A 25,990-nucleotide genomic window follows, 5' to 3' on the forward strand; every position below is an offset into this window, starting at 1 on the left:
CTTCTCCTAAAAGATACGAGGGAATTACAATTCTTCCTTGTAGTCATAGCCAAGTTCTTCAGCTAATTTTGCGTATCCTTCACGTTCCAAACGTGCAGCCAATTCTGGACCACCAGAAAGTACAACACGACCTTCCATCATAACGTGTACTACATCTGGAGTGATATAGTTCAAGAGACGTTGGTAGTGAGTAATAATCATAGCACCAAAGCCTTCACCACGCATAGCATTAACCCCTTTAGAGACAACTTTAAGGGCATCAATATCAAGACCTGAGTCAATCTCATCAAGAAGTGCAAAAGTTGGTTCCAACATCAAGAGTTGAAGAATTTCATTGCGTTTTTTCTCACCACCAGAGAATCCTTCGTTGAGGTAACGCTCTGCCATTTCTTCTTTCATGTTGAGCAATTCCATTTTTTCGTCTAACTTAGTGATAAACTCACGCACCGAAATCTTCTCATCATCTTCTTTACCAGCATTCATAGCTGCACGAAGGAATTCTGCATTGGTAATTCCTGGAATTTCTGATGGGTATTGCATAGCTAGGAAAAGTCCCATACGCGCACGCTCATCCACTTCCAACTCAAGGATATTTACACCGTCAAACAAGACTTCACCTTTAGTGACTTCATAGTTTGGGTTTCCCATAATAGCAGCTGAGAGAGTTGATTTACCAGTACCATTTGGTCCCATGATAGCGGCAATTTCTCCTGTTTTAAGAGTCAGATTAACCCCTTTTAAAATTTCTTTTCCTTCGATTTCAACGTGAAGATCTTTGATCTCTAATACTGACATGATAATTCCTTTCTTTTCAATCCGTTTTATCATTTTCGCTAGAAAATTGTCCTTAGTTTTCTAGTAAAAGACGATAAAATATCAATAAATATACTTTAATAGTATAACAAAAAAAAGCCTAAAAGGCTTTAATTTTGTCTAGAAGCTGAGGGTTACTTCTTTCCACGAAAATGGTCATCTATAGCGTTGACAATTTTACCCATAATATAGCTGACTCTAAAATTTCTTAGGATTAAAATAGCCCAAAGCAAGGCCACGATATACCGTTGCTCCATGATGGATTCATTAAAGAAATAAGTCTCGGCAGCAGTAAATAAGGCCATAATTATAAATTGTTGTCTGTTCATCGTATTATGTCACAAAATCCTTTTAATCTTCTGCAATGGTTACTTTATCCGCTAGAAACTCAAATCCTTTAGGGAGGACAGATTCCTCAACTTCTTCCTTAACGGGTTGACCTTGAGACGATTTAGCTTTAGCTGAGAAGTCTGCTCTGACTTCTTTCCACTCGTCCATAGATATAGCAAGAATCTCTGGTGAAAATCCCGCTGCTTGACTAAGGATATTGCCAAACATGGTGTTGAGATTATCACGTTTCATGGTCTGGCCAGCATTGAAGTTAGATTCAAATGAAAGAATCGCATGGTGCTCATTAGCCGCAACAGGTTGAGAACCAACTAAAAGTGCCTTATCAGGACCTGACAAACTTTCAATAACTTCACCCCAAGCATTTTGAAGACGTATTAGATTTTGACGGGCTAAATCAGGATTTTCAACAGCTTCTTGAAGAATAGACTGAACCTTATTACGATCTACACGATAAATTGACTTGCTGTTAACTGGACGACTCGGTGTTGGTGTAGTCTGCTTAGGACTCGTGTTAACATTTGCTAGGGCCTGTTTCAATCGTGCAACTTCTTCTCTAAGTGAGGCTAATTCTCCACTTGTATCATCTGATAATGTTGGTTTTGAATCTATCTCTGCCAAACGAATGGTCATCATTTCAGCATAAATCTTAGGCTGTAAGCTAGCCTTGATATCAGCTAAACTACTTGTCGCAATTCCAATCATTTCAAACAAAACAGCCTGTGAAAGACCTAGGTTATCCTTAAAGAGATCACTATGGTGAGTATTCTCCCCACCAGTTTGGACAATCAAAATATCCCTTAGATACTGCAACAAATCCGTTACAAATCGTGTCATGCTTTTTCCGTTATCAAAAATCAAATTAAGATTTTCCAAAGCACGAGTCACATCTTTTTGCGCCAAGGCAGCCACATAATTATCCAAAGCACTTAGACTAATAGTCCCCGTAATTTCCTCAGAAACAGCTGTTGTTAATCTAGCATCTTGAGTCAAGCTCAATGCTTGGTCTAAAATGGACAAAGCATCCCGCATACCACCTTCTGCTCTACGAGCGATAATCTCAACAGCTTCAGTTTCATAAGCAATCCCTTCCTTCTCTAAAATATGGAAGATATGATCTCGAATATCCTGAGTTCTAATAGATTTGAACTCGAAGCGTTGAACACGAGACAAAATGGTTGCAGGAATCTTATGAAGCTCTGTCGTTGCTAGGATAAAAACAACATTAGGAGTGGGTTCTTCGAGAGTTTTCAAAAGGGCATTGAAGGCTCCAGTTGAAAGCATATGAACCTCATCAATGATATAGACCTTATACTGAGCTACACTTGGAGCATAGGTTGATTTATCACGAATATCACGAATTTCATCCACTCCATTGTTCGAGGCCGCATCCATTTCGATAACGTCTTCCAAGCTACCGTCTGTTACAGCTTGACAGATATAACAGTTATTGCAAGGTTCTCCTCCCTCTTGATTAGGGCAGTTCATAGCCTTGGCAAAAATTTTGGCTACACTGGTTTTTCCAGTTCCACGAGGCCCTGAAAAAAGATAAGCATGGCTGATCTTTTCCTGCTCTACAGCTTGTTTAAGAGTTTTTGCAACAATTTCTTGGCCTACTAACTGTGAAAATGTTTGACTTCTATATTTTCGATAAAGGGCCTGATACATTACGCTTTCTCCTCAAACATTGAAAAATTCCATTCGGTTTTCTCTAACAAAATAGCAACATACTCTTCTAGATATTTCTGATCCAACTCATCATAATCATCAACAAGAGATGAATCTAAATCTAGAACGCCCAAAAGACGTCCCTCTTTAACCATTGGCACAACAATTTCACTACGAGCACTACTATCGCAAGAAATATAGTTTGGATAGGTTTTTACATCACCAACAATAACTGTTTGACGACTAGCTGCCGATTCGCCACAAACACCTTTTCCAAGAGCGATTCGTACACATGAAACTCCACCTTGAAAGGGTCCCAAGATCAGTTCATTCCCATCAAATAGATAGAAACCTGCAAAAACAGTATTGGGAAAGCTTGTTTTTAGCAAAGCACTAGCATTAGAAAGATTAGCCAACACATTGGGCTCTCCTTCTAAAAGATAAGAGAGCTGTTCATTTATTATTTGATAAAGTGATTCTTTTTCTGAATATAACATAAAACCATTATATCAAAAAATGCTAGTAGAAAAAAGAAAAATCCCTTGTTTTAAAAACAAAGGATTTTATTCAAATTCGAATGGATTAAAGTTCGATGTCTCCGAACAAGTCAGCCATTGAGAATCCTGTTTGAGTTTCAGGAAGTTCAAAATCACGTTTTTCTTGACGTTTTGGACGACGTGGACGTGGAGCGCGTTTTTCTTCTTTTTGTCCTTCTTCTTGAGCTGGACGTTCTTCAAGAGCTTTGATAGAAAGTGATACGCGTTCTGCATCAGCATTAACTTCAAGAACTTTAACAGTAACTTCTTGACCAACTTTAAGAGCTTCTTTTGGATTTTCAATACGTTTGTGTGAAATTTGTGATACGTGAACAAGTCCATCGATACCTGGCAATACTTCAACAAATGCACCGAAGTCAGTCAAACGTTTAACTGTACCTTCTACAACATCACCTTTAGCCAATTTTTGCTCAACGCCATCCCATGGTCCAGGTGTTGTAGCTTTAAGTGAAAGTGATACACGTCCTTCTTCTTCGTTAAGATCAAGGATTTTCACTTCAACTTCTTCACCAACAGTTACAACTGATTTTGGTGAAACGTTACGTTCGTGTGACAATTCAGTCAAGTGAACCAATCCGTCAACACCACCAAGGTCGATGAAAGCACCAAAGCTTGTGATACGTGCAACTTTACCAGTTACAACATCACCAACAGCCAATTTACCAAATACTTCAGCACGAGCTGCTGCTGTAGCTGCTTCTACAACTTCACGACGTGAAAGGATGAAGCGGTTTTCTTTAGGATCAACTTCTTTGATTTTAGCATCAAACTCTTGACCTACAAAACGCTCAGTGTTACGTACAAAACGAGTATCCAACATTGAAGCTGGGATAAATCCACGTACACCTTCAAATTCTACTGAAAGTCCACCCTTAACAGCGCGAGTTCCTTTAACTGTAACAACTTCTTCTTCACGTCCTACAAGTTTGTCCCATGCTTTGCGAGCTTCAAGGCGTTTTTTAGATACAAGGTATGTTACTGTATCAGTATCTTTACCAACTACTTGACGAAGTACAAGAACATCCAATACTTCACCTACTTTTACAAAGTCATTGATATCTGCATCGCGATCGTTTGTCAATTCGCGAAGAGTCAAGACACCTTCAACACCAGTTCCAGAGATTGCAACATTAGCTTGAGTAGCATCAACTGTCAATACTTCAGCACTAACAACATCACCTGGCTCAACTTGGCTAACGCTATTTAGCAAATCTTCAAATTCGTTCATCTAAAAAATCCTCCAACAATCAAGTTTTTCTTAAACTTGACATACTTATAATTTTTTCCTAAGCACCCGCAAAGACATGTTATATCGTTCACGTCCTTCAATTATAAAAATAAAATACCCTAAGATATTTTTCTTTTTATCTTGAATATATTACCTAAGAACTGGGGTAGCTGGATTCGAACCAACGCATGAGGGAGTCAAAGTCCCTTGCCTTACCGCTTGGCTATACCCCAAAAGTGAAATGGAGAGAGAGGGATTCGAACCCCCGAACCCGAAGGAGCGGATTTACAGTCCGCCGCGTTTAGCCTCTTCGCTATCTCTCCAATGTTCAACGAAAACTATTATATCATGAAAATTTACAAAAAACAAGCTTTATTTTGCTAAATTATAGTTTTCAATCAAAATTTCCACAGCTTTTTCAAGTTTTTTATAAAAACTATCGACATTTCCATTCTTTATGATCGCAAATTGATTATCTAGTTCAGCAATTTCACCAATAACCTTTTTACCAATCGTTAAAGTATATCCTTCATACTTTTCCTTACCGACTAAAACAGTCGCGTCTGTTAATTGAATTTCAATTTTTTTATCTTTTTTACTCATACGATACCTCTTTTCACTCTTCCTATTGTACAAGAAATTTAAAAAACTGGCAAGAAAAAACTCTTTATCAAGACAACCTTGATAAAGAGTTTTTGTGACAAAATCTAATTTTTTAATCTAGTGAAGACTTATTGTTAGTGGGTTGTCCCACCCACTAATTTTATGTCCTTATCTTTATAATCTACGATAGCACCAATCGCAGCTTCGATACCTCTGACGATATCAGTTAAATTCATAGATGCTGTATTAGGTTTATTGATCACCTGTTCTGTCATATAGGGAATATGCATAAAGCCTGCTCTCATATGTGAAAACTTTTTATCCGCTAAATAGAGAGCCTGGTACATCAAATGATTACAAACAAAGGTTCCTGCTGTATTGGACACTGTAGCTGGTAACCCTTCCTCTTTTATGGCTTGTACCATTGCTTTGATAGGGAGTGTGCTAAAATAGGCTGCTTGACCGTCCAGGCGTATAGGAGTGTCAATCGGCTGATTCCCTTGGTTATCAGGAATTCTAGCATCATCTTGGTTGATGGCAACTCGCTCAGGAGTTAGACTAGCTCTTCCTCCTGCTTGACCGATGCAAAGCACAACATCTGGTTGATATCGAACTATTTCTGCTTCTAAAACCTCTGCTGATTGATAAAAGACCGTTGGGATTTCTACCCAATGAATTTCAGCTCCATGAATCTCAGATGGTAATGATTTAACAGCTTCCAGAGCTGGATTGATCTTTTCACCACCGAAAGGATCAAAACCTGTTACTAATATTTTCATTTTATTTCCTTTGCTAAAATGCCAAAAAGTACATCAAAAATACATGTAGGATAATCATGATAACAGCTACTCCTACTTGAGCTTTGATAACCCCATTTGGATCTTTCATATCCAGGAGAGCTGCTGGTAAAGCATTAAAGTTAGCAGCCATTGGAGTCAATAAGGTTCCACAGCAACCTGCTGTCATTGCTAGAGCAGCGGCTACGATTGGATCAGCTCCCAAGGCAAATACAAAGGGAACACCAATTCCAGCCGTAATAACCGTGAAGGCAGCAAAGGCATTTCCCATTATCATGGAGAATAGAACCATCCCAAGGACATAAGCTACCACACCCATAAAACGACTGCCCGATGGAACTAAACCACTTATCAAGTGAGCGATCAGATCTCCAACTCCTGCTACGGTAAATATTGCCCCTAAAGCCCCTAAAAGTTGAGGCACAATCCCACTGGTTGAAACTTGTTGCACCATGCGATTGTTTTCTGCTAACAAACTTCTAGGAGAACTCTTAGTAATCAATAAAAGAGAGATGGTTGCGAAAAATGCAGCAAGACTGATAGCAATCTTACTAAAGTCAGGGATCATTTTTGCTAATACCAAAGCAATCAAAGCCATTAACATGACTGGAATAAAAATTTTATTCTTTAGTCGTTTAGCTTCAATATTTGCCTTGACTTCATCCAGAGACAGTAAGGTGCCGATACGAACCTGTTTAAAGAGAGTTAGCAGGGCTAATAGCACTACGATAACTCCAATACAGACAGAAGGTAGATAGGAACCACCGATAAAACTGATGCCCAATAAAGCCCAAAACCCAGCCGTTCCAAAGCGAACTGGGTTTGTTTTATCTTTATAGCTACAATAAGCTGTATGAAGGAATTGACAACCAATCACAATATAGGTCAACTCTAATAACTGTCTTGCTAGATTGGTCATTCATCTTTTCCTTTACTAACCTTATTTGCTAGCAGTTTTCTATCAAACAGGTAATTGTAAATCCCAACTATAAATAGGGAAATTCCTGCAACTATAAGCGAAGCTGAAGCAATTCCTGCATAATTACTTTCGTAACCAAATTGGTCCAGTGTGCCCCCTATCAAGAGGACACCACCTGCACCAACGAAAGTGTTTTGAGCAAAGAAATTTGCGAAATTATCATTTGCTGCTGCACGCGCTTTTAGCGCTTCGCTCTCCTGCTCCGTTAATTTTCTACCTAATTGAGACTCTGCTGCTGCTTGTCCCATGGGTTGAACCAAAGGCCTTACAAACTGCGGATGTCCTCCAAGACGAATGGCAAAGAAACCATCGAGTTCCCGAAAAAAGAAATACACTGTATAAAAACTTCCAACTGTTAGTCCCTTTATCTTTTGAATCAAGTCAATCGAACGTTGCTTGAGGCCAAAAGTTTCAGATAAACCTACCAGTGGCAAGGTTACCATAAAAATCGTCAGAACTCGTTGATTACTAAATTCTTTTCCCAAAATTTCCAAGAACTCAACAAGAGAAACTCCAGAAACTAGAGCGGTAACTAAACTAGCTAAGACTACCGTTGCAATGGTATCTAACTTATAGATAAAACCAACCACAATGATAAGTATCCCTATTAGTTTAATCCATTCCATATAGGCCCCTTTATTCCAAAAGTACTAGTCTGTTTTATTTGACATGACTTTCTAATTCTTTTTGATATTTATTGTTTGATTCCAATTTTTCTTTTTGCCATTTTTCAAGAGCTGCTTGGTATTCTTTAGCAGATACAATCTCTTTTTGCAATTTCATTCCCTTGAAGATGTATGGATCACCCTTAATACCAACTTGTGAGTATGGTTTAGAGAAAGGAACAATGTTGCTGACAACTGGTGAACCACCTGATGAAGCTGTTGGCATCAGGAGAGAACTATCAGTGAGCCACGCTTGAGCTTTAGCATATTTTTCATATCTCTTATCCAAGTCGTTTGTCTCAGAAACTGCATCATCCAAGAGTTTCTTATATTCGTCCAAACCTAGTTGAGCTACTACTTCCTTGTCTTTTCCTTTAGTGATACCAAGGTGTTTCATAGCAGAACCGGTCTTAGGATCCATGATATTGAGATAACTTGCTGGATCTTGGTAGCTTGGAGCCCATCCAGTACTGTTCAAGTCATAGTCTTTTTGAGCAGGAACACGAGCTTGAGATGTAATGCTTTCCTTCTCGTTATCAGTCATTTGAAGAACATCGATCACGACATTTTCAGAACCAAGTGTTGACTCGATTGATTGTTTAAAGGAATTACTTTGTTGAACAGCAATTGTATCTGTTTGCTCAACTGGAACATCCAAGTGAATTGGGAAGGTTACACCTTTTGCTTCCAATTCTTTCTTAGCTTTTTCAAATGAAGCTTTGGCTTTGTCAGGATTGTAGATGGTATCTTTTCCGTCTACAAGTTCAACACCTTTCCATTGGTCTCCATAGTTGACCAATTCTTTTTGAGCGATATCACCAAAGTTTTTACCACCAGATTGAACGAAATTGTCTGGTACTAAGCTATTACGAATAATCTTATCCGCACCATCTTCACCATTGAGCTGGGCAGCATAAGAATGACGATTGAAGGCAAAGTTGATGGCTTGACGGAAGTCCTTGTTCAACATTGCTTCTTTTGTAGAAGTTTTCTGTTCTTCACTTGTTTTCGCTGTCTTATTGAAAGATTGACGGTTTACGTTAAAGGTAAAGTAGTAACTAGTTGAATCCTGTGGGCTGTAAGTAATTTTATCTCCGTATTGTTCCAAAGTTGAGGCAAAGTTTGAGCTACTTGGGAAGAGACGGGCTGTTGTGTAAACACCTGAAGAGAAGCTACGAATCAAGGATTCTTGGTCTGAACCATCATAGTAAGTTAATTTAACTTTCTCGATTTTAACCTTCTCTTTATCCCAATAATTTGGATTCTTTTCATATTCGATTAAAGATTTTGAAGTCAATGTCTTCAGGATATATGGACCATTATAAAGAATACCAGCTGGGCTGACCGTTCCATAATTCTTACCTGATGCTTTGAGGAATTCTTCATTTACAGGCAACATAGTTGCTGAAGTTACTTTTGAATTCCAGAAAGTTTCAGGTGCGTTTAGAGTGTACTCAACAGTATAGTCATCCACTGCCTTAACCCCAACTGTTGAGAAGTCGTTAGTCTCACCAGTCATATATTCATTCAAGCCCTTGATTGAGTTTTGAATAAGAGTGACACCGTCTGATTTGCCATCTGCTACGTGTTTCAATCCTGTAACAAAGTCATGCGCAGTTACTTCAGCGTATTCTTCACCCTCTGAAGTATACCATTTAACCCCTTTACGAAGTTTATAAGTATAAGTCAAACCGTCTTGTGAGACACTCCAATCCTCAGCGAGGGAAGGAATCAAATTCCCATATTCATCGTTTTCCAACAAACCATCAACGACGTTACCGATGATATCCGTTGTTGAAGTACGAGTTGCGATACTGTAGTCCAAAGATGATGGGTCTACTCCATAGACATAAGAGAAAGTTGTAGGCGCATCTGCTTCCTTGTCAGCTTTCCCACAAGCTACAAGAAGAACTGCTGTACTCAGGACCACTCCTGCTGTTAACATCCACTTTTTCGTTTTCATAAAGAACTCCTTTAATAATTTTTAATCTACTTTTACAATCCAACCTTCTGGCGCTTCAATATCACCAAATTGGATACCTGTCAATTCATCGTATAGTTTACGAGTCACTGGACCAACCTCTGTCTCACTGTAGAAAACGTGGAAGTCGTCACCGTGTTGGATTCCCCCAATAGGTGAAATTACTGCTGCAGTACCGCAGGCACCTGCTTCTACAAATCGATCCAAACTATCAATTGGTACATCCCCCTCAACAGGTTTCAAGCCCAAACGATGCTCTGCCAAGTAAAGCAATGAGTACTTGGTAATGGATGGCAAGATTGATGGACTCAATGGGGTTACAAACTCATTATCAGCTGTAATTCCAAAGAAGTTTGCTGAACCAACTTCTTCAATCTTAGTGTGTGTTGATGGGTCAAGATAAATAACATCAGAGAAATGACGGGATTTAGCCATTTTTCCTGGCAAAAGACTGGCTGCATAGTTCCCACCGACCTTGGCAGCCCCTGTTCCATTTGGTGCAGCACGGTCATACTCATCTTGAATCAAGAAATTTGTTGGCACCAAGCCACCTTTAAAGTAATTTCCAACTGGCATGGCAAAGATGGTAAAAATATACTCCTCAGCTGGTTTTACCCCAATGATATCTCCAACACCAATCAAGAGTGGACGAAGGTAGAGGGTTCCACCAGTTCCATAAGGGGGTACGTATTCCTCATTAGCACGAACAACGGCTTTACAAGCCTCTACAAACATTTCTGTTGGAACTTGAGGCATCAAAAGACGATCACAGGTGCGTTGCAGACGCTTAGCATTTTCATCTGGACGGAAGAGTTGTACGCTACCATCCTTTGTACGATAGGCTTTCAATCCTTCAAATGCTTGTTGTCCATAGTGAAGACTTGGAGATGATTCTGAGATATGCAAGGTTGCATCTTCTGTTAATTCTCCTTGAGCCCATTGTCCATCTTTAAAATAAGCGATATAACGATAAGGTAGTTTCATATAGGAAAAACCGAGATTTTCCCAATCGATCATAACTGTCATGATAATCTCCTTTATTCTAATCAAGCTTTGTGTTCTATTCTACACTATTCTCCTAAAAATTCAAGTATTATTTGTAATTTTCTGAAAATTTTACTTATAAAAAATCAGTCACTAGGACCGATTTTTAATTTTCTTTGATTTCTTTAAAGATTTCTTTGAGATAAGCATCAAAAACTTCTTCATCAGAAATACTATCTGAAATGAAACTTCCATTGCTTGTACGTTCTGATAGATTCAAATCTTGTAGGATTGATTCGTAAATCGTTCCATTATTTGATTGAATCACAAGTGTTTGTTCTCCATCTTCTACTTCTGTACTAAAGAGATCTCCAACAAATCCTTGTTCTGAGACCGCTCCAGCCAAGAATACGCGATGGGGTTTACTCTTTAATTCTCTCAAGACTTGAAGGCCACGATTGGCACGACTGGTTGCTGGAATTTCCTCTGTTGAAACACGTTTCAAGCTTCCACGTTGCGTCAAAAGATAGAAAGATGAAGTATTGCAGATAAAGGCTGCTTGTATCACATCATCTGCTTTCAAGTTCATGGCTTTGACACCTGCAGCTTTGGCACCGATAACTGGCACTTCTTCGATGTTAAAGCGGAGGGCATAACCATTTCGACTGATCAACAGAACATCATCCAATTTAATCGGAGCTACTGCTACAATCTGGTCAGTATCGTCTTTCAACTTAGCGTACTTGACAGATTTAGAACGGTAGGTTCTCCATGGAGAGAATTCTTTGCGTTCTACCCGTTTGATTTGTCCAAGTCGTGTTGCTGCAAAATAAGTTGTCGCATCATCAAATTGATCCACAACTTCTGCATAGAGCACTTCTTCATTGGTTTCAAAGTTTGTAATAGACTGGCTCAAATGCTCCCCGATATCCTTCCAACGAATATCTGCCAACTCATGGACTGGTCGATAAATGACGTTCCCAAGCGTTGTAAAAATTAAAAGATGCTGGGTAGTTTTCACATTTTGAACGAATAGCAATCGGTCATCATCCCGTTTACCAATTTCTTCTAAGGTTGAAGCTGCAAAGGAACGAGGGCTAGTACGCTTGATATAACCTGCCTTAGTCACGCTGACGTAGGTATCTTCCTCGGCGATCAGACTAGCTGTATCAATCTCAATGACTTTTGCTGTATCTTCTAAAGTACTAAATCGAGGTGTCGCAAATTTCTTCTTGACCTCACGGAGTTCTTTCTTCATGAGATTATACAATGTTCGTTCGTCACCGATGATAGCTGCAAGCATAGCAATCTTTTCACGAAGTTCTGCTTCTTCTTCTTGCAAGACAACAACGTCTGTATTGGTCAAACGATACAATTGCAAGGTAACAATGGCCTCAGCCTGTTCTTCTGTAAAATCATAGCTGACCTTGAGGTTTTCCTTTGCATCAGCCTTGTTCTCAGAAGCACGGATAAGAGCAATAACTTCATCCAAGATAGAGATGACACGAATCAAACCTTCCACGATATGGAGACGTTTTTCAGCCTTTTCCTTGTCAAAGCGAGAACGTGCCAAGATAACTTCACGACGGTGGGCAATATAACTAGATAAGATTGGCACAATCCCAACCTGACGAGGGGTGAAATTGTCAATCGCCACCATGTTGAAGTTGTAATTGACTTGCAAGTCAGTGTACTTGAAAAGATAGTTGAGAACAAGCTCGGTATTCGCATCTTTCTTAAGTTCAATAGCGATGCGAAGACCGTCACGGTCAGACTCATCTCGAACCTCAGCGATACCTGCCACCTTGTTATTGACACGGACTTCATCGATTTTCTTGACCAAGTTAGCCTTATTGATCTCATAAGGAATCTCAGTGATAACGATTTGTTCCTTACCACCTTTTAGCTTCTCAATTTCAGTCTTGGAACGAACGACCACGCGCCCCTTACCAGTTTCATAGGCCTTTTTGATTTCATCACGACCTTGGATAATCCCTCCAGTCGGGAAATCTGGCCCAGGCAAGAATTCCATGAGCTTTTCAACCTTAGCAGTCGGGTGATCAATCATGTAGACTGTCGCATCAATAACTTCAGCCAAATTATGCGGTGGAATATCTGTGGCATACCCAGCTGAAATACCTGTTGAACCATTGACTAAGAGGTTTGGAAAAGCTGCTGGTAAGACAGTTGGCTCTTTCTCCGTATCGTCAAAGTTCCAAGCAAAAGGAACTGTCTTTTTCTCGATATCCTGAAGAAGGTAGCCTGCAATCTCAGACAAACGGGCCTCGGTATAACGCATAGCCGCAGGCGGATCCCCGTCCATCGAACCGTTGTTACCGTGCATTTCGACCAGAATCTCACGATTTTTCCAGTCCTGAGACATACGAACCATGGCATCATAGATAGAAGAATCTCCGTGTGGGTGGAAATTACCCATGATGTTCCCGACAGACTTAGCCGACTTACGATAGCTCTTATCAAAAGTATTGCCATCCTTATTCATCGAATAAAGAATACGGCGTTGAACCGGCTTCAATCCATCACGAATGTCTGGCAAAGCCCGGTCTTGAATGATGTATTTGGAGTAGCGCCCAAAGCGCTCTCCCATGATGTCCTCCAGGGACATGTTTTGGATATTACTCATATAAGATACATAGGGACGTTTCGGCTTGCCGAAAATTTCTGTAGAAAAATAGGAAATCGATGCAGGGTTCGATGAACCCGAATCGATTTATCTTTTTTCCTAGGAAATTAGTCCCGTGTTCAGTTACCTCTAGTAACCAAATTATCCTTTCTGTAGTTTAAAGTTATGAATTATGTTCTTTATTTAATTAGTGTTTTGAAGTTTTTCCTCAGCATACTCAATCATCTTCTCAGTTACTTCCCTATCGTAGTCAAAGCCCATCTTTTGGGCAAGCCTTTGAGCTTCTTGGTGAAAAAGTTGCATCGTAGCCAATAAAGACTGAGTGGTTTTTTCTAAGCTTGATAAATCAAGCAAATTTGAGAATTCTTTCTCCTTCTCAGCAGGCAAGTAGTTAAAGAGGTACTTGTAGTTCTTACCGATGTCGACTGCTTCTCTATCACTTGCCACCTGCCAAGCTAAGATTTTCAAGAGTTCTTGCTGGCAAATACCGTAGAGATGATCCGTCGCATAGATGACTTGCTTTCGACAAATTCCTTTGACCACGTAGGCTGACACCCACCAAAATTCATTACAAGATTTTTCAAAATCCGTCTCACTAGCTGGATGTATCCAGAAACGCTCTGGACCGGAAGAATAGGACTCAAACAAACCTTTCTCATCTACTAAAACTGTGAATCCTGCCTCACTATCCACCCACTCTTGAATATACTCCGTAGGACAGAGGGTCAAATCAATCCGATTGCCATCTTCAAATAGCATGAGATAGAGGCGACGGTTGCCTAGAACATTATGCTGCTCAATGATACGAGTGCCAAACTGGTCTAACCAAGAAAGGTCACTCGTCAGATTATCTAAGTCGTCCACGACATAGACCACATCGTAATCCTGAAACTCATCTTTTGGTGCTTTTGGATTTGTCCGCGAGCCGGACATGGCGACTGCATCGATTTGTAGCACTTTTGCGGTTTGCAAAATCACATCAAACATCTCGGTTTCAGTTCTCATTGGAATACCTGCCTTTTTAGTAGAAACTCTTGATTCTGTATAGGACATGTCTATAAAGCAGACTGTCTGCTGGAACTTTTTAATTATCAAATTCTTTGACAAATTCCATGCTCAGTTTTTGCATAACTTTTTGCGAAAGTTGATTGAGTAAGGATGTAAAAGAGTAAACTTCTGACAAGCCAGCCTGCTGAAAAGCAAAGTCTAGACAGGCTTGGGCAGCCTCCGTCGCATAACCATCTTGGCTAGTTCAAGCGAATCTGTCAGACCCAGTTTGTTGTCAAGCGTCATTGGCTGTCTCCTTTCATTCAGATTTTCTAAATCCTGTACCAACAGGCTTAAAACTTATTGACCGATAAAATCCATCTGCTTCAGATATTAATTCAATCCGTGTCAAAGGATATTTTTTGTGGATCTCCTCAATCAGCTGCTGTCCCAGTCCTTTTCTGCGGTGGGATTTATCAATAATTATTTCAGCTAAAAAGGTCGTCATCACTTCATCCGTCAGATAACGGGCAAAGCCAAGGATTTTCTGGTCCTCTTCAAGCACCAAGTAATGAGACAGATTTGTTGAAAATAGAGATGTCACTTTTTCCTCTGTAAAAGAAAGCCATTTTTCACTTTGATAAAGGCTATAAATAGCTTGACAATCTTTTCTGCTTGCAGGTCTGATAATCATCTTCTATTCCTCCAAATCTGTCAGACTTAATTAACACTCCCCACTGCTTCCGTTACCTTCATAGCAGGTTTGCGTTTTTTGTAGCGGCTGCGGATGGTTTTGAGGTGGTCAGTCGCATTGATGACTTGATTGCGACAAATGCCCTTGACTACATAGGCAGAAACCCACCAAAATTCATTGCAGGCTTTTTTAAAATCCTTCTCAGTAGCTGGACTTGTCCAGTAACGCTGAGGATTTGAAGAATATGGCGCAAACAAGCCCTTAGTGTCCTCTAGCACCGTGAAATCCGCTTCGCTTTCTACCCACTCCTTGATATGCACTTTAGGACATAGAGTCAAATCAATACGGTTACCATCTTCAAAGAGCATGAGGTAGAGACGACGGTTATCTAGGATATTATGTTGCTCAATGTTACGTGTACCAAACTGGTCTATCCAAGATAAATCTGAAATCAACTCGTCCAGATTCTCTACAATATAGACAATATCATAGTCTTGAAATTCATCTTTTGGAGCTTGAACCTCTGTTCTTGAGCCAGGCAGAGCCACAGCATCAACCTGTAACTTTTTAGCTATTTGTATAATCAGATCAAGCATTTCCTGGTCAGTTCTCATGTGGTTCATCCTCAGTTGCCTCTGGGTTCAGAATAAAAGAATCTTCATTTCTTTGCTTAAGAAGTTTCTGAACTCTTTTACTTTCAAGCTCTCCGGCCAAGAATTGAATGATAAAACTAATACCAAAAATTGGTAATAGCAAAATTATTCCCATTTCTTGCGCCAACATTATAAATAGTAGGTTCATACCTGATAAGATTGCTAAAAACCAGGCATTTATCTTAAGAAGTTTTGAGTAACTACTAGGATAATATCTGAGATGTTTGGTACTTTTATAAATAGCTGTAAAACTGAATGCTAAGCTAGCTGATGTGAAAATATAAAAGTCAAAAACATAAAAGAGCAAACCTGCATAAGGATTGGATCTTAAAGGATTATCAAATAAAAAGACACAGGTAGTTATTATGGTTAATAGTAAAAATTCAAGATAGCGGCTTTGCTCAGGTTTACCTTGTTTGGCAATTATATACATAATTGCACCTAAAGCTAAGACTATGATAAGAAATGGACTATCAAACAATAAACTTATCATGATTTATACCTCTTTTAAAGAGCTAAGATTAAGAAATATAGACGATTTTTCAGATCAATCCTTGAGACTGACGCCATCTATCATAGGTTTCAATGTCTGTTTTGACCATATTCATACAAAGTCCTAGAACCGCCATATCGTCCAAGTAACCTGCTAGCGGAATGAAGTCAGGAACAATATCAATAGGAGCAAGGAAATAAATAAGTGCGCTTAAAACAGCTAAAATAGTCCCATAAGGAACCGTGGTATATTTTCCTTGAACATAATTTTTCACCAAAGAAATCATGACTGGGATCATCGAAAATTTCTTTCCAACAAATGGCATATTGTTAATTTTTTGCTCCAAACGGTACAAAAAGTCATCTAATTCATCTTTATCATTTAATAATGCTTCAGATTGTGCATAACCACTTTCAAGAGCTTCTTTTACTTGCTCTTCACTTAGATTTTCAGACATAACTTGTCCTCCATTTGTATTTATATCAAACTTTAAAACACTGTCGCTTCTTCAAATGTAATTTTAAAACTAGTTTTTGATTTTTTAAACCACTATGTCTAGTCTGTATTAACCTTATCATTAGAATTCACTTATCTTTTATCTGGAATCATAGAATAACTTGCAGTAATTGCAACATTTTCATCAAGAATATGTTTCAATTCATCCAAAGCTTTTCTAAAATTTGTAATCAAACTTGGAGAAATATTCCAACAATCTTGTTCAGTATTAGTAATATTATTTCTATACTTTGTAATTTCCTCATCCATATTTTGTACTCTTGAAAATATAGATTTAGATTCTGGCCTAGTTTGCGTCTTATCTTTTATCAATGGATTTTCACATATACTTCTAACTACAGCTAGTTCGATTGTTGTTGTATCTTGTAAAAAATCCTGTTTTGTTGTCTTTGTTGATAATTTATTAATAGCTTCTTTAGCTCTCACAATTTCATCTCTAAAGAATATCTCCTCTTTTATCTTAGATATTGTTTTTGATCTTTGTTCTTCAATATTTTTTACTTCAGTTAGTACTTGAAAATTAATAAAGATAGAAAATATACCAAATAATCCAGATAAGATTCCAATAAACGATATGGTTCTTTCAACATCAAACACCATCCCATTATCAGAGATAAATGCTAAACAAATTGATACTACAGTTAAAAAAACAACAATTCCTAGCACCAATTTTTTATTTCCTATTATGTTCAAAACACCATCTCCCCACTCTCTTCCAGCGTAAATTTGACATTATCTTCAATCCATTTACGGCGTGGTTCAACCTTGTCTCCCATGAGGACATTGACACGACGTTCTGCGCGTGCTAGGTCTTCGATTGTAACACGGATGAGGGTACGCGTTTCTGGGTTCATGGTTGTTTCCCAGAGTTGGTCCGCATTCATCTCACCAAGACCTTTATAACGTTGGAGGGTAGCACCTTTACCAAACTGCTTACGTAGTTCTTCTAGCTCACCATCCGTCCATGCGTAGGCCACTTCTTCTTTCTTGCCTTTGCCTTTTGACATCTTGTAAAGAGGTGGAAGGGCGATATAGACATGTCCAGCTTCGACTAGTGGACGCATATAACGATAAAAGAAGGTTAAGAGAAGAGTTTGAATGTGGGCACCGTCGGTATCCGCATCGGTCATGATAATGATCTTGTCATAGTTGGCATCTTCAAGAGAAAAGTCTGCCCCCACACCAGCACCGATGGTATAAATCATGGTGTTGATTTCTTCATTTTTAAGGATATCCGCCATCTTAGCCTTGGCTGTATTGATAACCTTACCACGAAGAGGCAAGATAGCTTGGAACTTACGGTCACGACCTTGCTTAGCAGAACCACCGGCAGAATCTCCTTCGACCAAATAGAGCTCGTTCTTTGCTGGATTTTTAGACTGGGCTGGGGTTAATTTCCCAGAAAGTAATCCCTTGTCTTTCTTATTTTTCTTACCATTTCGGCTCTCATCACGCGCCTTACGTGCTGCTTCACGAGCATCACGCGCCTTGATAGCTTTGCGAATCAGGTTAGAAGCTAGTTCTCCATTTTCCATGAGGAAGAAGGTCAACTTATCAGCCACAATCCCATCCACAACTGGACGAGCAAGGGGACTTCCTAGTTTATCCTTGGTCTGTCCTTCAAACTGAAGGTGTTCTTCAGGAACGAGAATTGATAGAACTGCTGCTAATCCTTCACGATAATCAGAACCTTCAAGATTTTTATCTTTTTCTTTGAGAAGACCTGTCTTACGGGCATAGTCATTCATAACCTTGGTAATAGCTGACTTAAGTCCTGTCTCATGCGTTCCACCGTCCTTGGTACGAACGTTGTTAACAAAGGACAAGATGTTATCTGAAAATCCATCATTATATTGAAGGGCTACTTCTACTTGAAAACCATTATCTTCGCCTTCAAAGTAAAGGACTGGCGTCAAGGTTTCCTTGTCTTCATTGAGGTAAGAAACAAAGTCTTGTACCCCATTCTCATAATGGAATTCAATTGCTTCATCTGTTCGCTTGTCCGTTAATGACAAGGTTACATTTTTCAAGAGAAAGGCAGACTCATTGAGACGCTCTGAAATGGTATTGTATTTAAAGTCTGTCGTAGAAAAGATACTAGCATCCGGCATAAAGGTCACTTTGGTACCTGTTTTAGATTTAGGTGCAGTTCCAACCTTTTCAAGAGTTGTTACTGGTTTTCCACCATTTTCAAAGCGTTGCTTGTAGACTGCACCATCACGAGTGATTTCTACTTCAAGCCAACTAGAAAGGGCATTGACAACAGAAGAACCAACCCCGTGGAGACCGCCAGAAGTCTTGTAACCACCTTGACCGAATTTTCCTCCAGCGTGAAGAATGGTAAAGATGACCTCAACCGTTGGAATCCCCATAGCGTGCATCCCAGTCGGCATTCCACGTCCGTGGTCTTGAACCGTTAAACTTCCGTCTTTATTAATGGTCACATCAATACGATCTCCAAACCCAGATAGGGCTTCATCGACCGCATTATCGACAATTTCCCAAACAAGGTGATGTAGTCCAGCACCATCGGTCGATCCGATATACATCCCCGGACGTTTTCGAACCGCATCCAACCCTTCTAGCACCTGAATGGCGTCATCATTATAATTGTTAATATTGATTTCCTTTTTTGACACAAGGAACCTCCTATTTGTTCATCTTTACTATTTTACAGGTTTTCTAGGGATTTTGCAAAATTTTCAAGTTAAAAAGCCTATTCACAAGTCCTTTTTAGTAAAAAAAGCACTCATTTCCACCCTAAAAAAAGAAACCAAGACGCGAGTCTCAGTTTTCTTTTCCTTTAACTTGGCTTGTTGCTATATCTTCACCAAACCATTTTTGGCTAATTTCTTGGAATTTACCTTCTTGATAGAGTTCCACAAAAGCTTGATTCAAATTTGCTAACAAGGTCTTATCTGCTGGTCTTACTCCAACTGCAAAAGACTCACTCTCAAAACCAGCTGGGAAAATCTCATACTGGTCTATAATCCCTTCCGTTTTAAGATAATAATTAGCGTAAACACGGTCAATCAAAAGGGCATCAATCCGATCATTTTGCAAGTCAATCAAGGCTTCATTAAAACTTTGATACTGATTAGCCTTTTGGTCCTTAACAATATTCTTTAGAAGTTCAGGCTGAGCTTCAAAATCTAGATAACCAGAAGAACCTGCTTGGGCTCCCAAAATCTTATTTTTCATATCCGAAACCGACTGGATATTTTGCGATTTTTTTGAGACGAGAACCTGCTGATTCTCCATATAAGGAATGGTAAAAGCAACCTTCTCACGGCGTTCATCTGTTGCGGAATATCCATTCCAGATAGCATCAATAGTGCCGTTTTGAAGTTCTGTTTCCTTCATATCCCAATCAATGGGTTGAAACTGTACCTTGAACCCCATTTTCTCAGAAACAGCCTGGGCTAAGTCAATATCAAATCCGACATATTGGCCATTCTTTTCTTCAAACCCCATAGGAACAAAGGTATTGTCAAATCCAATAGTAATGCTTCCTTGTTGTTGGTATTTGTCCCAATTATCGACTTTGGGATCACTAGCTTTTTGCGTACATCCTACTAGGAAAAAAGCCAGAAAGAATACCAAAACAAGACTGATTTTCTTTAGATTCATAGACACCTCCTACTTGGGCTCTACTTTGAGAATCTGATCAGCAATATTCTCTGCAAACTGGAGATCATGAGTCACGACAATTTGAGTCATGCCTAATTCTCGATTTTGTAGGATCAGTTTTTCAACTTCGAGACGCAACTCTGGGTCAAGGGCTGAAGTTGGTTCGTCATAACCAATCACTTCAGGATCTATCATCATAGCACGTGCTAAGGCAACCCGTTGCTTTTGACCACCAGATAAGGAATAAGGATAGGCATCTGCATGAGCTTCGAGTCCCAGACGAGTTAATAAGTCGACCGCCTTCTTCTTTGCATCTGCTTCAGACATCCCCATAGTCTTGATAGGTGACAAAATCAAGTTCTCCATAACGGATAAGTGAGGAAAAAGTTGAAAGTCTTGAAAAACAAAACCTAACAAGTGGCGCTTTTCAAGTTCATCCAAAGGTAGGGATTCTCCATTATAAAAAATCTCTCCTGAATCAATGGTCTCAAGTCCAGCTAACATTCTAAGCAAGGTAGTCTTCCCACCACCAGAAGGGCCAACAATGGCCAAAATTTGCTTTTCAGGAATTGTTAAACTGAAATTGGATAAAATTTCTTTTTTTCCAAATTTTTTGCTGATATTTCTTAACTCTAACATGGTTAACCTCCTATCTATAGTAGCTGAACTTCTTCTCAAGTTTCTTAGCTAGGATTGTAACGATACCAATCATAAGCAGATAAATAGCTCCTGCTAGAAACATTGGAATCAAGCTAGCATCACGATTGGCTGCAGTACGACTGGCTAGGATTAAATCTGAAATACCGAGTGCATAGACCAGAGAAGTATCCTTAACCAAACTCATAACCTCATTAAATACACTTGGTAAGACAATCTTGGTCACCTGTGGCAAGATGATACAGCGGACGGTATCGATAGGATTAAATTTCAAAACCTTAGCTGCTTCGTATTGCCCCTGAGGAATCGTTGCAATTCCTCCACGGAAAATTTCAGCAAAGTAGGCTGCATAATTAAGCGTGAAGGCAATAATCGCAGCTGGCACCCGGTCCAATCGAATTCCGATACTTGGTAGGACATAATAAATAAAAATTAGTTGCAAAAGTAAGGGTGTTCCACGCATCACCCAGATATAAACATCAATTATGTAATGGAGGGGTTTCCAATGGACCTGTAAGCAAAAGGCAACCAAAATACCTAAAGGGATTGAAAAGAGCAAGACCAGTGCAAAAACTTGTAAAGTCATTATAGCACCGCTCAATAAACTTGGTAATATCTCGAATAAATAAGACATATTCCACCTCCTAAAAATAATTGTTCCTATTATAGCATAAATAAACATAAAATCAAAGATTTTCAGAAATTTCCATGAATTTTTAAAACTTTAGCCTTAATTTCCGAACAATAGTGTTCATGAGAAAATTTTTATACTTACATAAAGTATCAGATGTCACAATTTGAGAAAAGATTCCTTTCCGTTTCTCTCCTATTTCATGGTATAATAGAAGCATGATGACAATAGTATTATTAATTTTAGCTTATTTATTGGGTTCTATCCCTTCAGGACTGTGGATTGGGCAAATCTTCTTTAAGATCAATCTAAGAGAACATGGTTCAGGTAATACTGGAACGACCAATACCTTTCGTATTTTAGGTAAGAAAGCGGGTATGGCAACCTTCGTGATTGACTTTTTCAAAGGAACCATCGCAACCTTGCTTCCACTTATCTTTCATGTTCAAGGTGTTTCACCTCTAGTCTTTGGCCTTTTAGCTGTGATTGGGCATACCTTCCCAGTATTTGCAGGATTTAAAGGAGGAAAGGCTGTCGCAACTAGTGCTGGAGTCATTTTCGGATTTGCTCCTCTATTTTGCCTCTACCTAGCAGTTGTCTTCTTTGGAACTCTATATCTAGGAAGCATGATTTCTCTCTCTAGTGTTACTGCTGCTCTCGCTGCTGTACTTGGGGTGATCCTCTTTCCACTTATCGGTTTCCTACTGCCAAGTTACGATTTATTATTTGTAGTGATTATCCTAGCCCTCGCAAGCTTAATTATCATCCGCCATAAGGATAACATCAATCGTATTCAAAACAAAACTGAGAACCTAGTTCCTTGGGGACTAAATCTTACCCATCAAAAACCTAAACAATAAAACGTCAGTTTCAAACCGACGCTTTTTTGTTTATTTAGATTTGATATAGTTGATACCATCTGCTTTCGGTGCAACAGCTTTACCAAAGAAGGCTGCTAGTACGACAATGGTCAAGAGATATGGTGCAATTTGCAAGTAAACGGCTGGAACTCCTTGCAAGAAAGGAAGTTGAGAACCGATAACTGCCAAACTTTGTGATAGTCCGAAGAAGAGACTTGAAAGCATAGCACCAACAGGATTCCACTTACCGAAAATCATAGCAGCAAGTGCGATAAATCCAGGTCCAACGATGGTTGTAACTGAGAAGTTAACGGAAATTGACTGAGCGTATATAGCTCCACCGATTCCTCCAAGGAAACCTGAAATCACAACTCCAAGATATCTCATCTTGTAGACATTAATCCCCAAAGTATCTGCTGCTTGTGGATGTTCACCTACTGAACGGAGGCGAAGTCCAAAGCGAGTTTTAAAGAGGACAAACCATGCTAAGAATGAGAAGGCAATTGCTAGGTAACCAAGTAAACTTGTTGACTTGAAGAAGATATCTCCGATAACTGGGATATTAGCCAAAAGAGGAAAATCAAAACGTCCAAAAGTTTGCGTTAAGTTATCCGTTTGCCCCTTGTTATAAAGCACCTTCACCAAGAAGACTGCCAAGGCTGGCGCCATCAAGTTAAGTACGGTACCACTGACAACATGGTCAGCACGAAAATGAACTGTAGCTACTGCGTGAATCAGTGAAAAGATAGCTCCGACTAATCCACCGACTAGAAGAGCCAACCAAGGAGTTAATGCTCCCAAATCTTGTGCAAATTCAAGGTTAAAAACAACTCCAGAGAAGGCACCCATGACCATGATTCCTTCAAGTCCAACGTTAACAACTCCACCACGTTCAGAGAAAACGCCTCCGATACTTGTGAAAATAAGTGGTGCTGAGTAAATCAACATTGAAGAAACCATAAGGGTTAGCATTGTTGTAATCGACATCCTTATTTACCTCCTTTAAGTTGTTTTCTTGGTTTGACATAGCGTTCGATGATGTAATGAACGCTGACAAAGAAGATAATTGAGGCTGTAACGATACTTACAAGCTCAGATGGCACTTGTGCAGCATTCATACCCGGAGCTCCAACTTGAAGCACTCCGAACAAGAAGGCTGCAAAGAGAATTCCAATTGGTGAGTTTGCAGCAAGTAGACTTACCGCCATACCATTAAATCCGATTGCCAATGATGAACCTTGAACATAAACGTTTTGGAAGGTACCGAGTCCTTCTACAGCTCCACCTAGACCTGCAAGAGCACCCGAGATAATCATTGATAGAATAATGGTACGTTTCGCTGAAATACCTGCGTATTCAGAAGCATTTGGATTGAGACCAACTGCACGGATTTCAAAACCGAGAGTTGTCTTCTTAAGCAAGAACCAAATAACTGCAACTGCAATGATGGCAAAGAAAATCCCAATATTCATACGAGAGTTTCCTGTTAACTCAGCAAGCCAAGGTGTTTGATAAGTTGCGTTTGCACTTACTCGGATTGATGAGTCTGTACTTTGCATGATATCTTTGGGGAAAGAGTGGATAAAGGCATTACTTGTATAGAGAACAATGTAATTCATCATGATGGTTACGATAACTTCAGATGTTCCAAGATAGGCTCTTAAAATACCAGGAATGGCTCCAACAATTCCTCCAGCAACCAGCGCAATGACAACTGTCGCAAGAATCAACAATGGACGTGGTAAATCTGGATTTGAAAGAGCGAACCAGCCACTCATAACCCAACCAGCGAGTGCTTGTCCTGGAAGACCAACGTTAAAGAAGCCAGCACGACTCGCAACTGCAAATCCAAGAGCAATCAAGACTAATGGTCCCATGGCACGGAAAATTTCACCGATCCCACGAACACTACCGAAGGCTGTGTAGAACAACTCTTCATAACCCCAAATAGCATCGTAGCCAAAAATCCACATGACGATGGCTCCAAGCAAGATTCCAAGGATAACAGAAATCAAGGGAACCGAAATTTGTTGTAATTTTTTAGACATCACTCTTCTCCTTTTTCCAATTCACCACCAGCCATCAAGACACCAAGTTCTTGCTTGTTGGTTGTTTCTGGTGTTACGATCCCTTGAATCTTACCATCATGAATAACAGCGATTCTATCTGAGACATTTAGAATCTCGTCTAGTTCAAAGCTGACTACAAGGACAGCTTTTCCATTATCACGTTCTTGAATCAAGCGTTTGTGAATGTACTCAATGGCACCGACGTCCAAACCACGAGTTGGTTGGCTGACGATGAGGAGATCAGGATTTCGATCAATCTCCCGAGCGATGATTGCTTTTTGTTGATTTCCTCCAGAAAGGGCTGAAGCTGGAACAATCTCGTTAGCAGCGCGAACATCAAACTCTTGCATCAATTTTTTTGCATAGTCAATGATATTCGTATAATTTAAAATTCCCTTTTTGCTAAGAGGTTCCTTATAGTAGGTTTGAAGAGCGATATTTTCAGAAATCATCATTTCCAAAACCAGACCATCACGGTGACGGTCTTCAGGAACGTGACCTACGCTTAGCTCAGTGATTTGGCGAGGATGCAAACCTACGATAGATTGGCCTTTCAATTCTACGCTACCAGATTCAATCTTACGAAGTCCTGTGATAGCTTGGATCAATTCAGACTGACCATTTCCATCAATACCGGCAATTCCGACAATCTCACCAGCTCGAACATCGAGTGAGAGATTTTTAACAGCAGGAACGCCACGGTTTTCATGAACAACCAAGTCTTTAATGGACAGTACAACTTCTTTTGGTTGAGGTGCCTGCTTCACAGTTTTGAAGGAAACTGAACGCCCTACCATCATTTCTGCCAAGTCAGCGTTAGTCGCACCAGCAATCTCCACTGTTTCGATAGATTTCCCACGACGGATAACTGTAACACGATCAGATACTGCGCGAATCTCATCCAACTTGTGGGTAATCAAGATAATTGATTTGCCTTCTTTGACTAGGTTCTTCATGATGGCCATCAACTCATCGATTTCTGATGGCGTCAAAACGGCAGTTGGTTCATCAAAGATGAGAATATCGGCACCACGATAAAGTGTCTTTAGGATTTCAACACGTTGTTGAGCACCAACAGAGATATCTGCTACTTTGGCTGAAGGATCCACAGCAAGACCATAACGCTCCGATAGTTCGTTAATTTCTCGAGTTGCTCGAGCAATATCTAGGACACCATTTTTGGTTAATTCACTTCCCAAAATGATATTTTCAGCAACTGTGAAAGCTTCAACCAACATAAAGTGCTGGTGAACCATCCCAATTCCTAAGCTAGCTGCTTTTGATGGCGAGTCTAATTTTACAACTTGACCGTTGACCACAATTTCACCACTAGTTGGTTCTAGAAGCCCTGCTAGCATGTTCATAAGAGTGGACTTCCCAGCTCCATTTTCTCCTAAAAGTGCATGAATTTCACCTTTACGAAGTTCAAGGTTAATCTTGTCGTTAGCGACAAATTCACCGAAAACTTTGGTAATTTCACGCATCTCAATGACATTTTCGTGTGCCATGTGCTCTTCCTTTCAGAGTTTTATT

The 25,990-nt window shown here is 39.6% G+C and carries 25 protein-coding genes, 2 tRNA genes and 2 pseudogenes; 1 reads left to right on the top strand and 28 read right to left on the bottom strand.

Translation table 11 applies throughout. The features are described from left to right. Window positions 1-24: 24 nt before the first annotated feature. The 25 genes and pseudogenes from sufC to ACESOD_RS02020 form a co-directional block, all read right to left on the bottom strand. Window positions 25-795, bottom strand: a complete 771-nt coding sequence (gene sufC / locus ACESOD_RS01900; RefSeq protein WP_000114489.1) for a Fe-S cluster assembly ATPase SufC — start codon at window positions 793-795, stop codon at window positions 25-27. Between the two features lie 152 nt (window positions 796-947). Beyond that, window positions 948-1,142, bottom strand: a complete 195-nt coding sequence (locus ACESOD_RS01905; RefSeq protein WP_001081607.1) for a DUF3272 family protein — start codon at window positions 1,140-1,142, stop codon at window positions 948-950. 22 nt (window positions 1,143-1,164) lie between these two features. Continuing rightward, window positions 1,165-2,829 carry a DNA polymerase III subunit gamma/tau gene (gene dnaX / locus ACESOD_RS01910; RefSeq protein ID WP_373093665.1) on the bottom strand — a complete coding sequence of 555 codons (1,665 nt, stop codon included), beginning with the start codon at window positions 2,827-2,829 and terminating at the stop codon, window positions 1,165-1,167. Continuing rightward, window positions 2,829-3,326 carry a GAF domain-containing protein gene (locus ACESOD_RS01915; RefSeq protein WP_373093667.1) on the bottom strand — a complete coding sequence of 166 codons (498 nt, stop codon included), beginning with the start codon at window positions 3,324-3,326 and terminating at the stop codon, window positions 2,829-2,831. The genes dnaX and ACESOD_RS01915 overlap by 1 nt, the downstream gene beginning before the upstream one ends. An 85-nt stretch (window positions 3,327-3,411) precedes the next feature. Beyond that, entirely contained in the window at window positions 3,412-4,614 is a 1,203-nt protein-coding gene (gene rpsA / locus ACESOD_RS01920) for a 30S ribosomal protein S1 (RefSeq protein ID WP_001001618.1), read from the bottom strand. A gap of 161 nt (window positions 4,615-4,775) precedes the next feature. After that, a tRNA-Gln gene (locus ACESOD_RS01925) sits at window positions 4,776-4,847 on the bottom strand. A gap of 9 nt (window positions 4,848-4,856) precedes the next feature. Next, a tRNA-Tyr gene (locus tag ACESOD_RS01930) sits at window positions 4,857-4,937 on the bottom strand. Between the two features lie 49 nt (window positions 4,938-4,986). Continuing rightward, on the bottom strand, window positions 4,987-5,217 hold the full coding sequence (locus tag ACESOD_RS01935) for a DUF2969 domain-containing protein (RefSeq protein WP_000037108.1): 231 nt from the start codon (window positions 5,215-5,217) through the stop codon (window positions 4,987-4,989). A 134-nt stretch (window positions 5,218-5,351) separates the two neighbouring features. Next, window positions 5,352-5,996 (bottom strand): pyroglutamyl-peptidase I, encoded by a 645-nt coding sequence (gene pcp, locus ACESOD_RS01940; RefSeq protein WP_373093669.1) that lies wholly within the window; start codon window positions 5,994-5,996, stop codon window positions 5,352-5,354. 13 nt (window positions 5,997-6,009) lie between these two features. Then, window positions 6,010-6,933, bottom strand: coding sequence for a DUF979 domain-containing protein (locus ACESOD_RS01945; protein WP_373093671.1), 924 nt, complete (start codon window positions 6,931-6,933; stop codon window positions 6,010-6,012). After that, window positions 6,930-7,619 carry a DUF969 domain-containing protein gene (locus ACESOD_RS01950; protein ID WP_320692154.1) on the bottom strand — a complete coding sequence of 230 codons (690 nt, stop codon included), beginning with the start codon at window positions 7,617-7,619 and terminating at the stop codon, window positions 6,930-6,932. The genes ACESOD_RS01945 and ACESOD_RS01950 overlap by 4 nt, the downstream gene beginning before the upstream one ends. A gap of 34 nt (window positions 7,620-7,653) precedes the next feature. Continuing rightward, on the bottom strand, window positions 7,654-9,621 hold the full coding sequence (locus ACESOD_RS01955) for a peptide ABC transporter substrate-binding protein (protein WP_075231267.1): 1,968 nt from the start codon (window positions 9,619-9,621) through the stop codon (window positions 7,654-7,656). A gap of 21 nt (window positions 9,622-9,642) precedes the next feature. Further along, a complete protein-coding gene (locus ACESOD_RS01960) occupies window positions 9,643-10,665 on the bottom strand; it encodes a branched-chain amino acid aminotransferase (protein WP_373093673.1) in 1,023 nt (340 codons plus the stop codon). Window positions 10,666-10,789: 124 nt separating this feature from the next. Continuing rightward, on the bottom strand, window positions 10,790-13,267 hold the full coding sequence (parC, locus tag ACESOD_RS01965) for a DNA topoisomerase IV subunit A (protein ID WP_373093675.1): 2,478 nt from the start codon (window positions 13,265-13,267) through the stop codon (window positions 10,790-10,792). 183 nt (window positions 13,268-13,450) lie between these two features. Further along, complete coding sequence (locus ACESOD_RS01970) at window positions 13,451-14,272, bottom strand: aminoglycoside 6-adenylyltransferase (protein ID WP_373094064.1); 822 nt, start codon at window positions 14,270-14,272, stop codon at window positions 13,451-13,453. A gap of 16 nt (window positions 14,273-14,288) precedes the next feature. After that, window positions 14,289-14,507: pseudogene (locus ACESOD_RS01975) on the bottom strand (GNAT family N-acetyltransferase); the annotation flags it as partial. Window positions 14,508-14,573: 66 nt separating this feature from the next. Next, the gene (locus ACESOD_RS01980; RefSeq protein ID WP_000586877.1) at window positions 14,574-14,948 is read right to left on the bottom strand and encodes a GNAT family N-acetyltransferase; all 375 of its coding nucleotides are present in this window, start codon (window positions 14,946-14,948) and stop codon (window positions 14,574-14,576) included. Window positions 14,949-15,039: 91 nt separating this feature from the next. Beyond that, window positions 15,040-15,562: pseudogene (locus tag ACESOD_RS01985) on the bottom strand (aminoglycoside 6-adenylyltransferase); the annotation flags it as partial. After that, window positions 15,552-16,094 carry a hypothetical protein gene (locus tag ACESOD_RS01990; RefSeq protein ID WP_373093676.1) on the bottom strand — a complete coding sequence of 181 codons (543 nt, stop codon included), beginning with the start codon at window positions 16,092-16,094 and terminating at the stop codon, window positions 15,552-15,554. The pseudogene ACESOD_RS01985 and the gene ACESOD_RS01990, both read right to left, overlap by 11 nt. Window positions 16,095-16,143: 49 nt before the next feature. Beyond that, complete coding sequence (locus tag ACESOD_RS01995) at window positions 16,144-16,551, bottom strand: YkvA family protein (RefSeq protein ID WP_373093677.1); 408 nt, start codon at window positions 16,549-16,551, stop codon at window positions 16,144-16,146. 131 nt (window positions 16,552-16,682) lie between these two features. Beyond that, entirely contained in the window at window positions 16,683-17,303 is a 621-nt protein-coding gene (locus ACESOD_RS02000) for a hypothetical protein (RefSeq protein WP_001021287.1), read from the bottom strand. Then, the gene (parE, locus tag ACESOD_RS02005) at window positions 17,300-19,249 is read right to left on the bottom strand and encodes a DNA topoisomerase IV subunit B (RefSeq protein WP_322741469.1); all 1,950 of its coding nucleotides are present in this window, start codon (window positions 19,247-19,249) and stop codon (window positions 17,300-17,302) included. The genes ACESOD_RS02000 and parE overlap by 4 nt, the downstream gene beginning before the upstream one ends. 148 nt (window positions 19,250-19,397) lie before the next feature. Continuing rightward, window positions 19,398-20,240, bottom strand: coding sequence for an amino acid ABC transporter substrate-binding protein (locus tag ACESOD_RS02010; RefSeq protein WP_373093680.1), 843 nt, complete (start codon window positions 20,238-20,240; stop codon window positions 19,398-19,400). A gap of 9 nt (window positions 20,241-20,249) precedes the next feature. Then, a complete protein-coding gene (locus ACESOD_RS02015) occupies window positions 20,250-20,879 on the bottom strand; it encodes an amino acid ABC transporter ATP-binding protein (protein ID WP_049504388.1) in 630 nt (209 codons plus the stop codon). Between the two features lie 10 nt (window positions 20,880-20,889). Beyond that, window positions 20,890-21,531, bottom strand: a complete 642-nt coding sequence (locus ACESOD_RS02020; protein ID WP_373093682.1) for an amino acid ABC transporter permease — start codon at window positions 21,529-21,531, stop codon at window positions 20,890-20,892. Between the two features lie 215 nt (window positions 21,532-21,746). Here ACESOD_RS02020 and plsY point away from each other — a divergent pair, with 215 nt between their 5' ends. Further along, window positions 21,747-22,388: a glycerol-3-phosphate 1-O-acyltransferase PlsY gene (gene plsY / locus ACESOD_RS02025; RefSeq protein WP_373093683.1), complete on the top strand. Its 642-nt coding sequence runs from the start codon at window positions 21,747-21,749 to the stop codon at window positions 22,386-22,388. A gap of 30 nt (window positions 22,389-22,418) precedes the next feature. Here the strand turns inward: plsY and ACESOD_RS02030 are convergent, their stop codons facing one another. The 3 genes from ACESOD_RS02030 to ACESOD_RS02040 are packed head-to-tail and all read right to left on the bottom strand — an operon-like array spanning window position 22,419 to window position 25,965. Continuing rightward, window positions 22,419-23,375, bottom strand: coding sequence for an ABC transporter permease (locus ACESOD_RS02030; RefSeq protein ID WP_049509105.1), 957 nt, complete (start codon window positions 23,373-23,375; stop codon window positions 22,419-22,421). A 2-nt stretch (window positions 23,376-23,377) separates the two neighbouring features. Next, window positions 23,378-24,436, bottom strand: coding sequence for an ABC transporter permease (locus ACESOD_RS02035; RefSeq protein ID WP_373093686.1), 1,059 nt, complete (start codon window positions 24,434-24,436; stop codon window positions 23,378-23,380). Further along, window positions 24,436-25,965, bottom strand: coding sequence for an ABC transporter ATP-binding protein (locus tag ACESOD_RS02040; protein ID WP_373093687.1), 1,530 nt, complete (start codon window positions 25,963-25,965; stop codon window positions 24,436-24,438). The genes ACESOD_RS02035 and ACESOD_RS02040 overlap by 1 nt, the downstream gene beginning before the upstream one ends. Window positions 25,966-25,990: the final 25 nt, after the last annotated feature.

The organism is Streptococcus oralis, assembly GCF_964238205.1.
In the GTDB taxonomy this organism is placed as follows: domain Bacteria; phylum Bacillota; class Bacilli; order Lactobacillales; family Streptococcaceae; genus Streptococcus; species Streptococcus oralis_CZ.

Bases quoted from the DNA above. Each gene is read 5' to 3' on its own strand.
- sufC (WP_000114489.1), bottom strand. From the start codon at position 795: ATGTCAGTATTAGAGATCAAAGATCTTCACGTTGAAATCGAAGGAAAA.
- ACESOD_RS01905 (WP_001081607.1), bottom strand. From the start codon at position 1,142: ATGAACAGACAACAATTTATAATTATGGCCTTATTTACTGCTGCCGAG.
- dnaX (WP_373093665.1), bottom strand. From the start codon at position 2,829: ATGTATCAGGCCCTTTATCGAAAATATAGAAGTCAAACATTTTCACAG.
- ACESOD_RS01915 (WP_373093667.1), bottom strand. From the start codon at position 3,326: ATGTTATATTCAGAAAAAGAATCACTTTATCAAATAATAAATGAACAG.
- rpsA (WP_001001618.1), bottom strand. From the start codon at position 4,614: ATGAACGAATTTGAAGATTTGCTAAATAGCGTTAGCCAAGTTGAGCCA.
- ACESOD_RS01935 (WP_000037108.1), bottom strand. From the start codon at position 5,217: ATGAGTAAAAAAGATAAAAAAATTGAAATTCAATTAACAGACGCGACT.
- pcp (WP_373093669.1), bottom strand. From the start codon at position 5,996: ATGAAAATATTAGTAACAGGTTTTGATCCTTTCGGTGGTGAAAAGATC.
- ACESOD_RS01945 (WP_373093671.1), bottom strand. From the start codon at position 6,933: ATGACCAATCTAGCAAGACAGTTATTAGAGTTGACCTATATTGTGATT.
- ACESOD_RS01950 (WP_320692154.1), bottom strand. From the start codon at position 7,619: ATGGAATGGATTAAACTAATAGGGATACTTATCATTGTGGTTGGTTTT.
- ACESOD_RS01955 (WP_075231267.1), bottom strand. From the start codon at position 9,621: ATGAAAACGAAAAAGTGGATGTTAACAGCAGGAGTGGTCCTGAGTACA.
- ACESOD_RS01960 (WP_373093673.1), bottom strand. From the start codon at position 10,665: ATGACAGTTATGATCGATTGGGAAAATCTCGGTTTTTCCTATATGAAA.
- parC (WP_373093675.1), bottom strand. From the start codon at position 13,267: ATGAGTAATATCCAAAACATGTCCCTGGAGGACATCATGGGAGAGCGC.
- ACESOD_RS01970 (WP_373094064.1), bottom strand. From the start codon at position 14,272: ATGAGAACTGAAACCGAGATGTTTGATGTGATTTTGCAAACCGCAAAA.
- ACESOD_RS01980 (WP_000586877.1), bottom strand. From the start codon at position 14,948: ATGATTATCAGACCTGCAAGCAGAAAAGATTGTCAAGCTATTTATAGC.
- ACESOD_RS01990 (WP_373093676.1), bottom strand. From the start codon at position 16,094: ATGATAAGTTTATTGTTTGATAGTCCATTTCTTATCATAGTCTTAGCT.
- ACESOD_RS01995 (WP_373093677.1), bottom strand. From the start codon at position 16,551: ATGTCTGAAAATCTAAGTGAAGAGCAAGTAAAAGAAGCTCTTGAAAGT.
- ACESOD_RS02010 (WP_373093680.1), bottom strand. From the start codon at position 20,240: ATGAATCTAAAGAAAATCAGTCTTGTTTTGGTATTCTTTCTGGCTTTT.
- ACESOD_RS02015 (WP_049504388.1), bottom strand. From the start codon at position 20,879: ATGTTAGAGTTAAGAAATATCAGCAAAAAATTTGGAAAAAAAGAAATT.
- ACESOD_RS02020 (WP_373093682.1), bottom strand. From the start codon at position 21,531: ATGTCTTATTTATTCGAGATATTACCAAGTTTATTGAGCGGTGCTATA.
- plsY (WP_373093683.1), top strand. From the start codon at position 21,747: ATGATGACAATAGTATTATTAATTTTAGCTTATTTATTGGGTTCTATC.
- ACESOD_RS02030 (WP_049509105.1), bottom strand. From the start codon at position 23,375: ATGTCGATTACAACAATGCTAACCCTTATGGTTTCTTCAATGTTGATT.
- ACESOD_RS02035 (WP_373093686.1), bottom strand. From the start codon at position 24,436: ATGTCTAAAAAATTACAACAAATTTCGGTTCCCTTGATTTCTGTTATC.
- ACESOD_RS02040 (WP_373093687.1), bottom strand. From the start codon at position 25,965: ATGGCACACGAAAATGTCATTGAGATGCGTGAAATTACCAAAGTTTTC.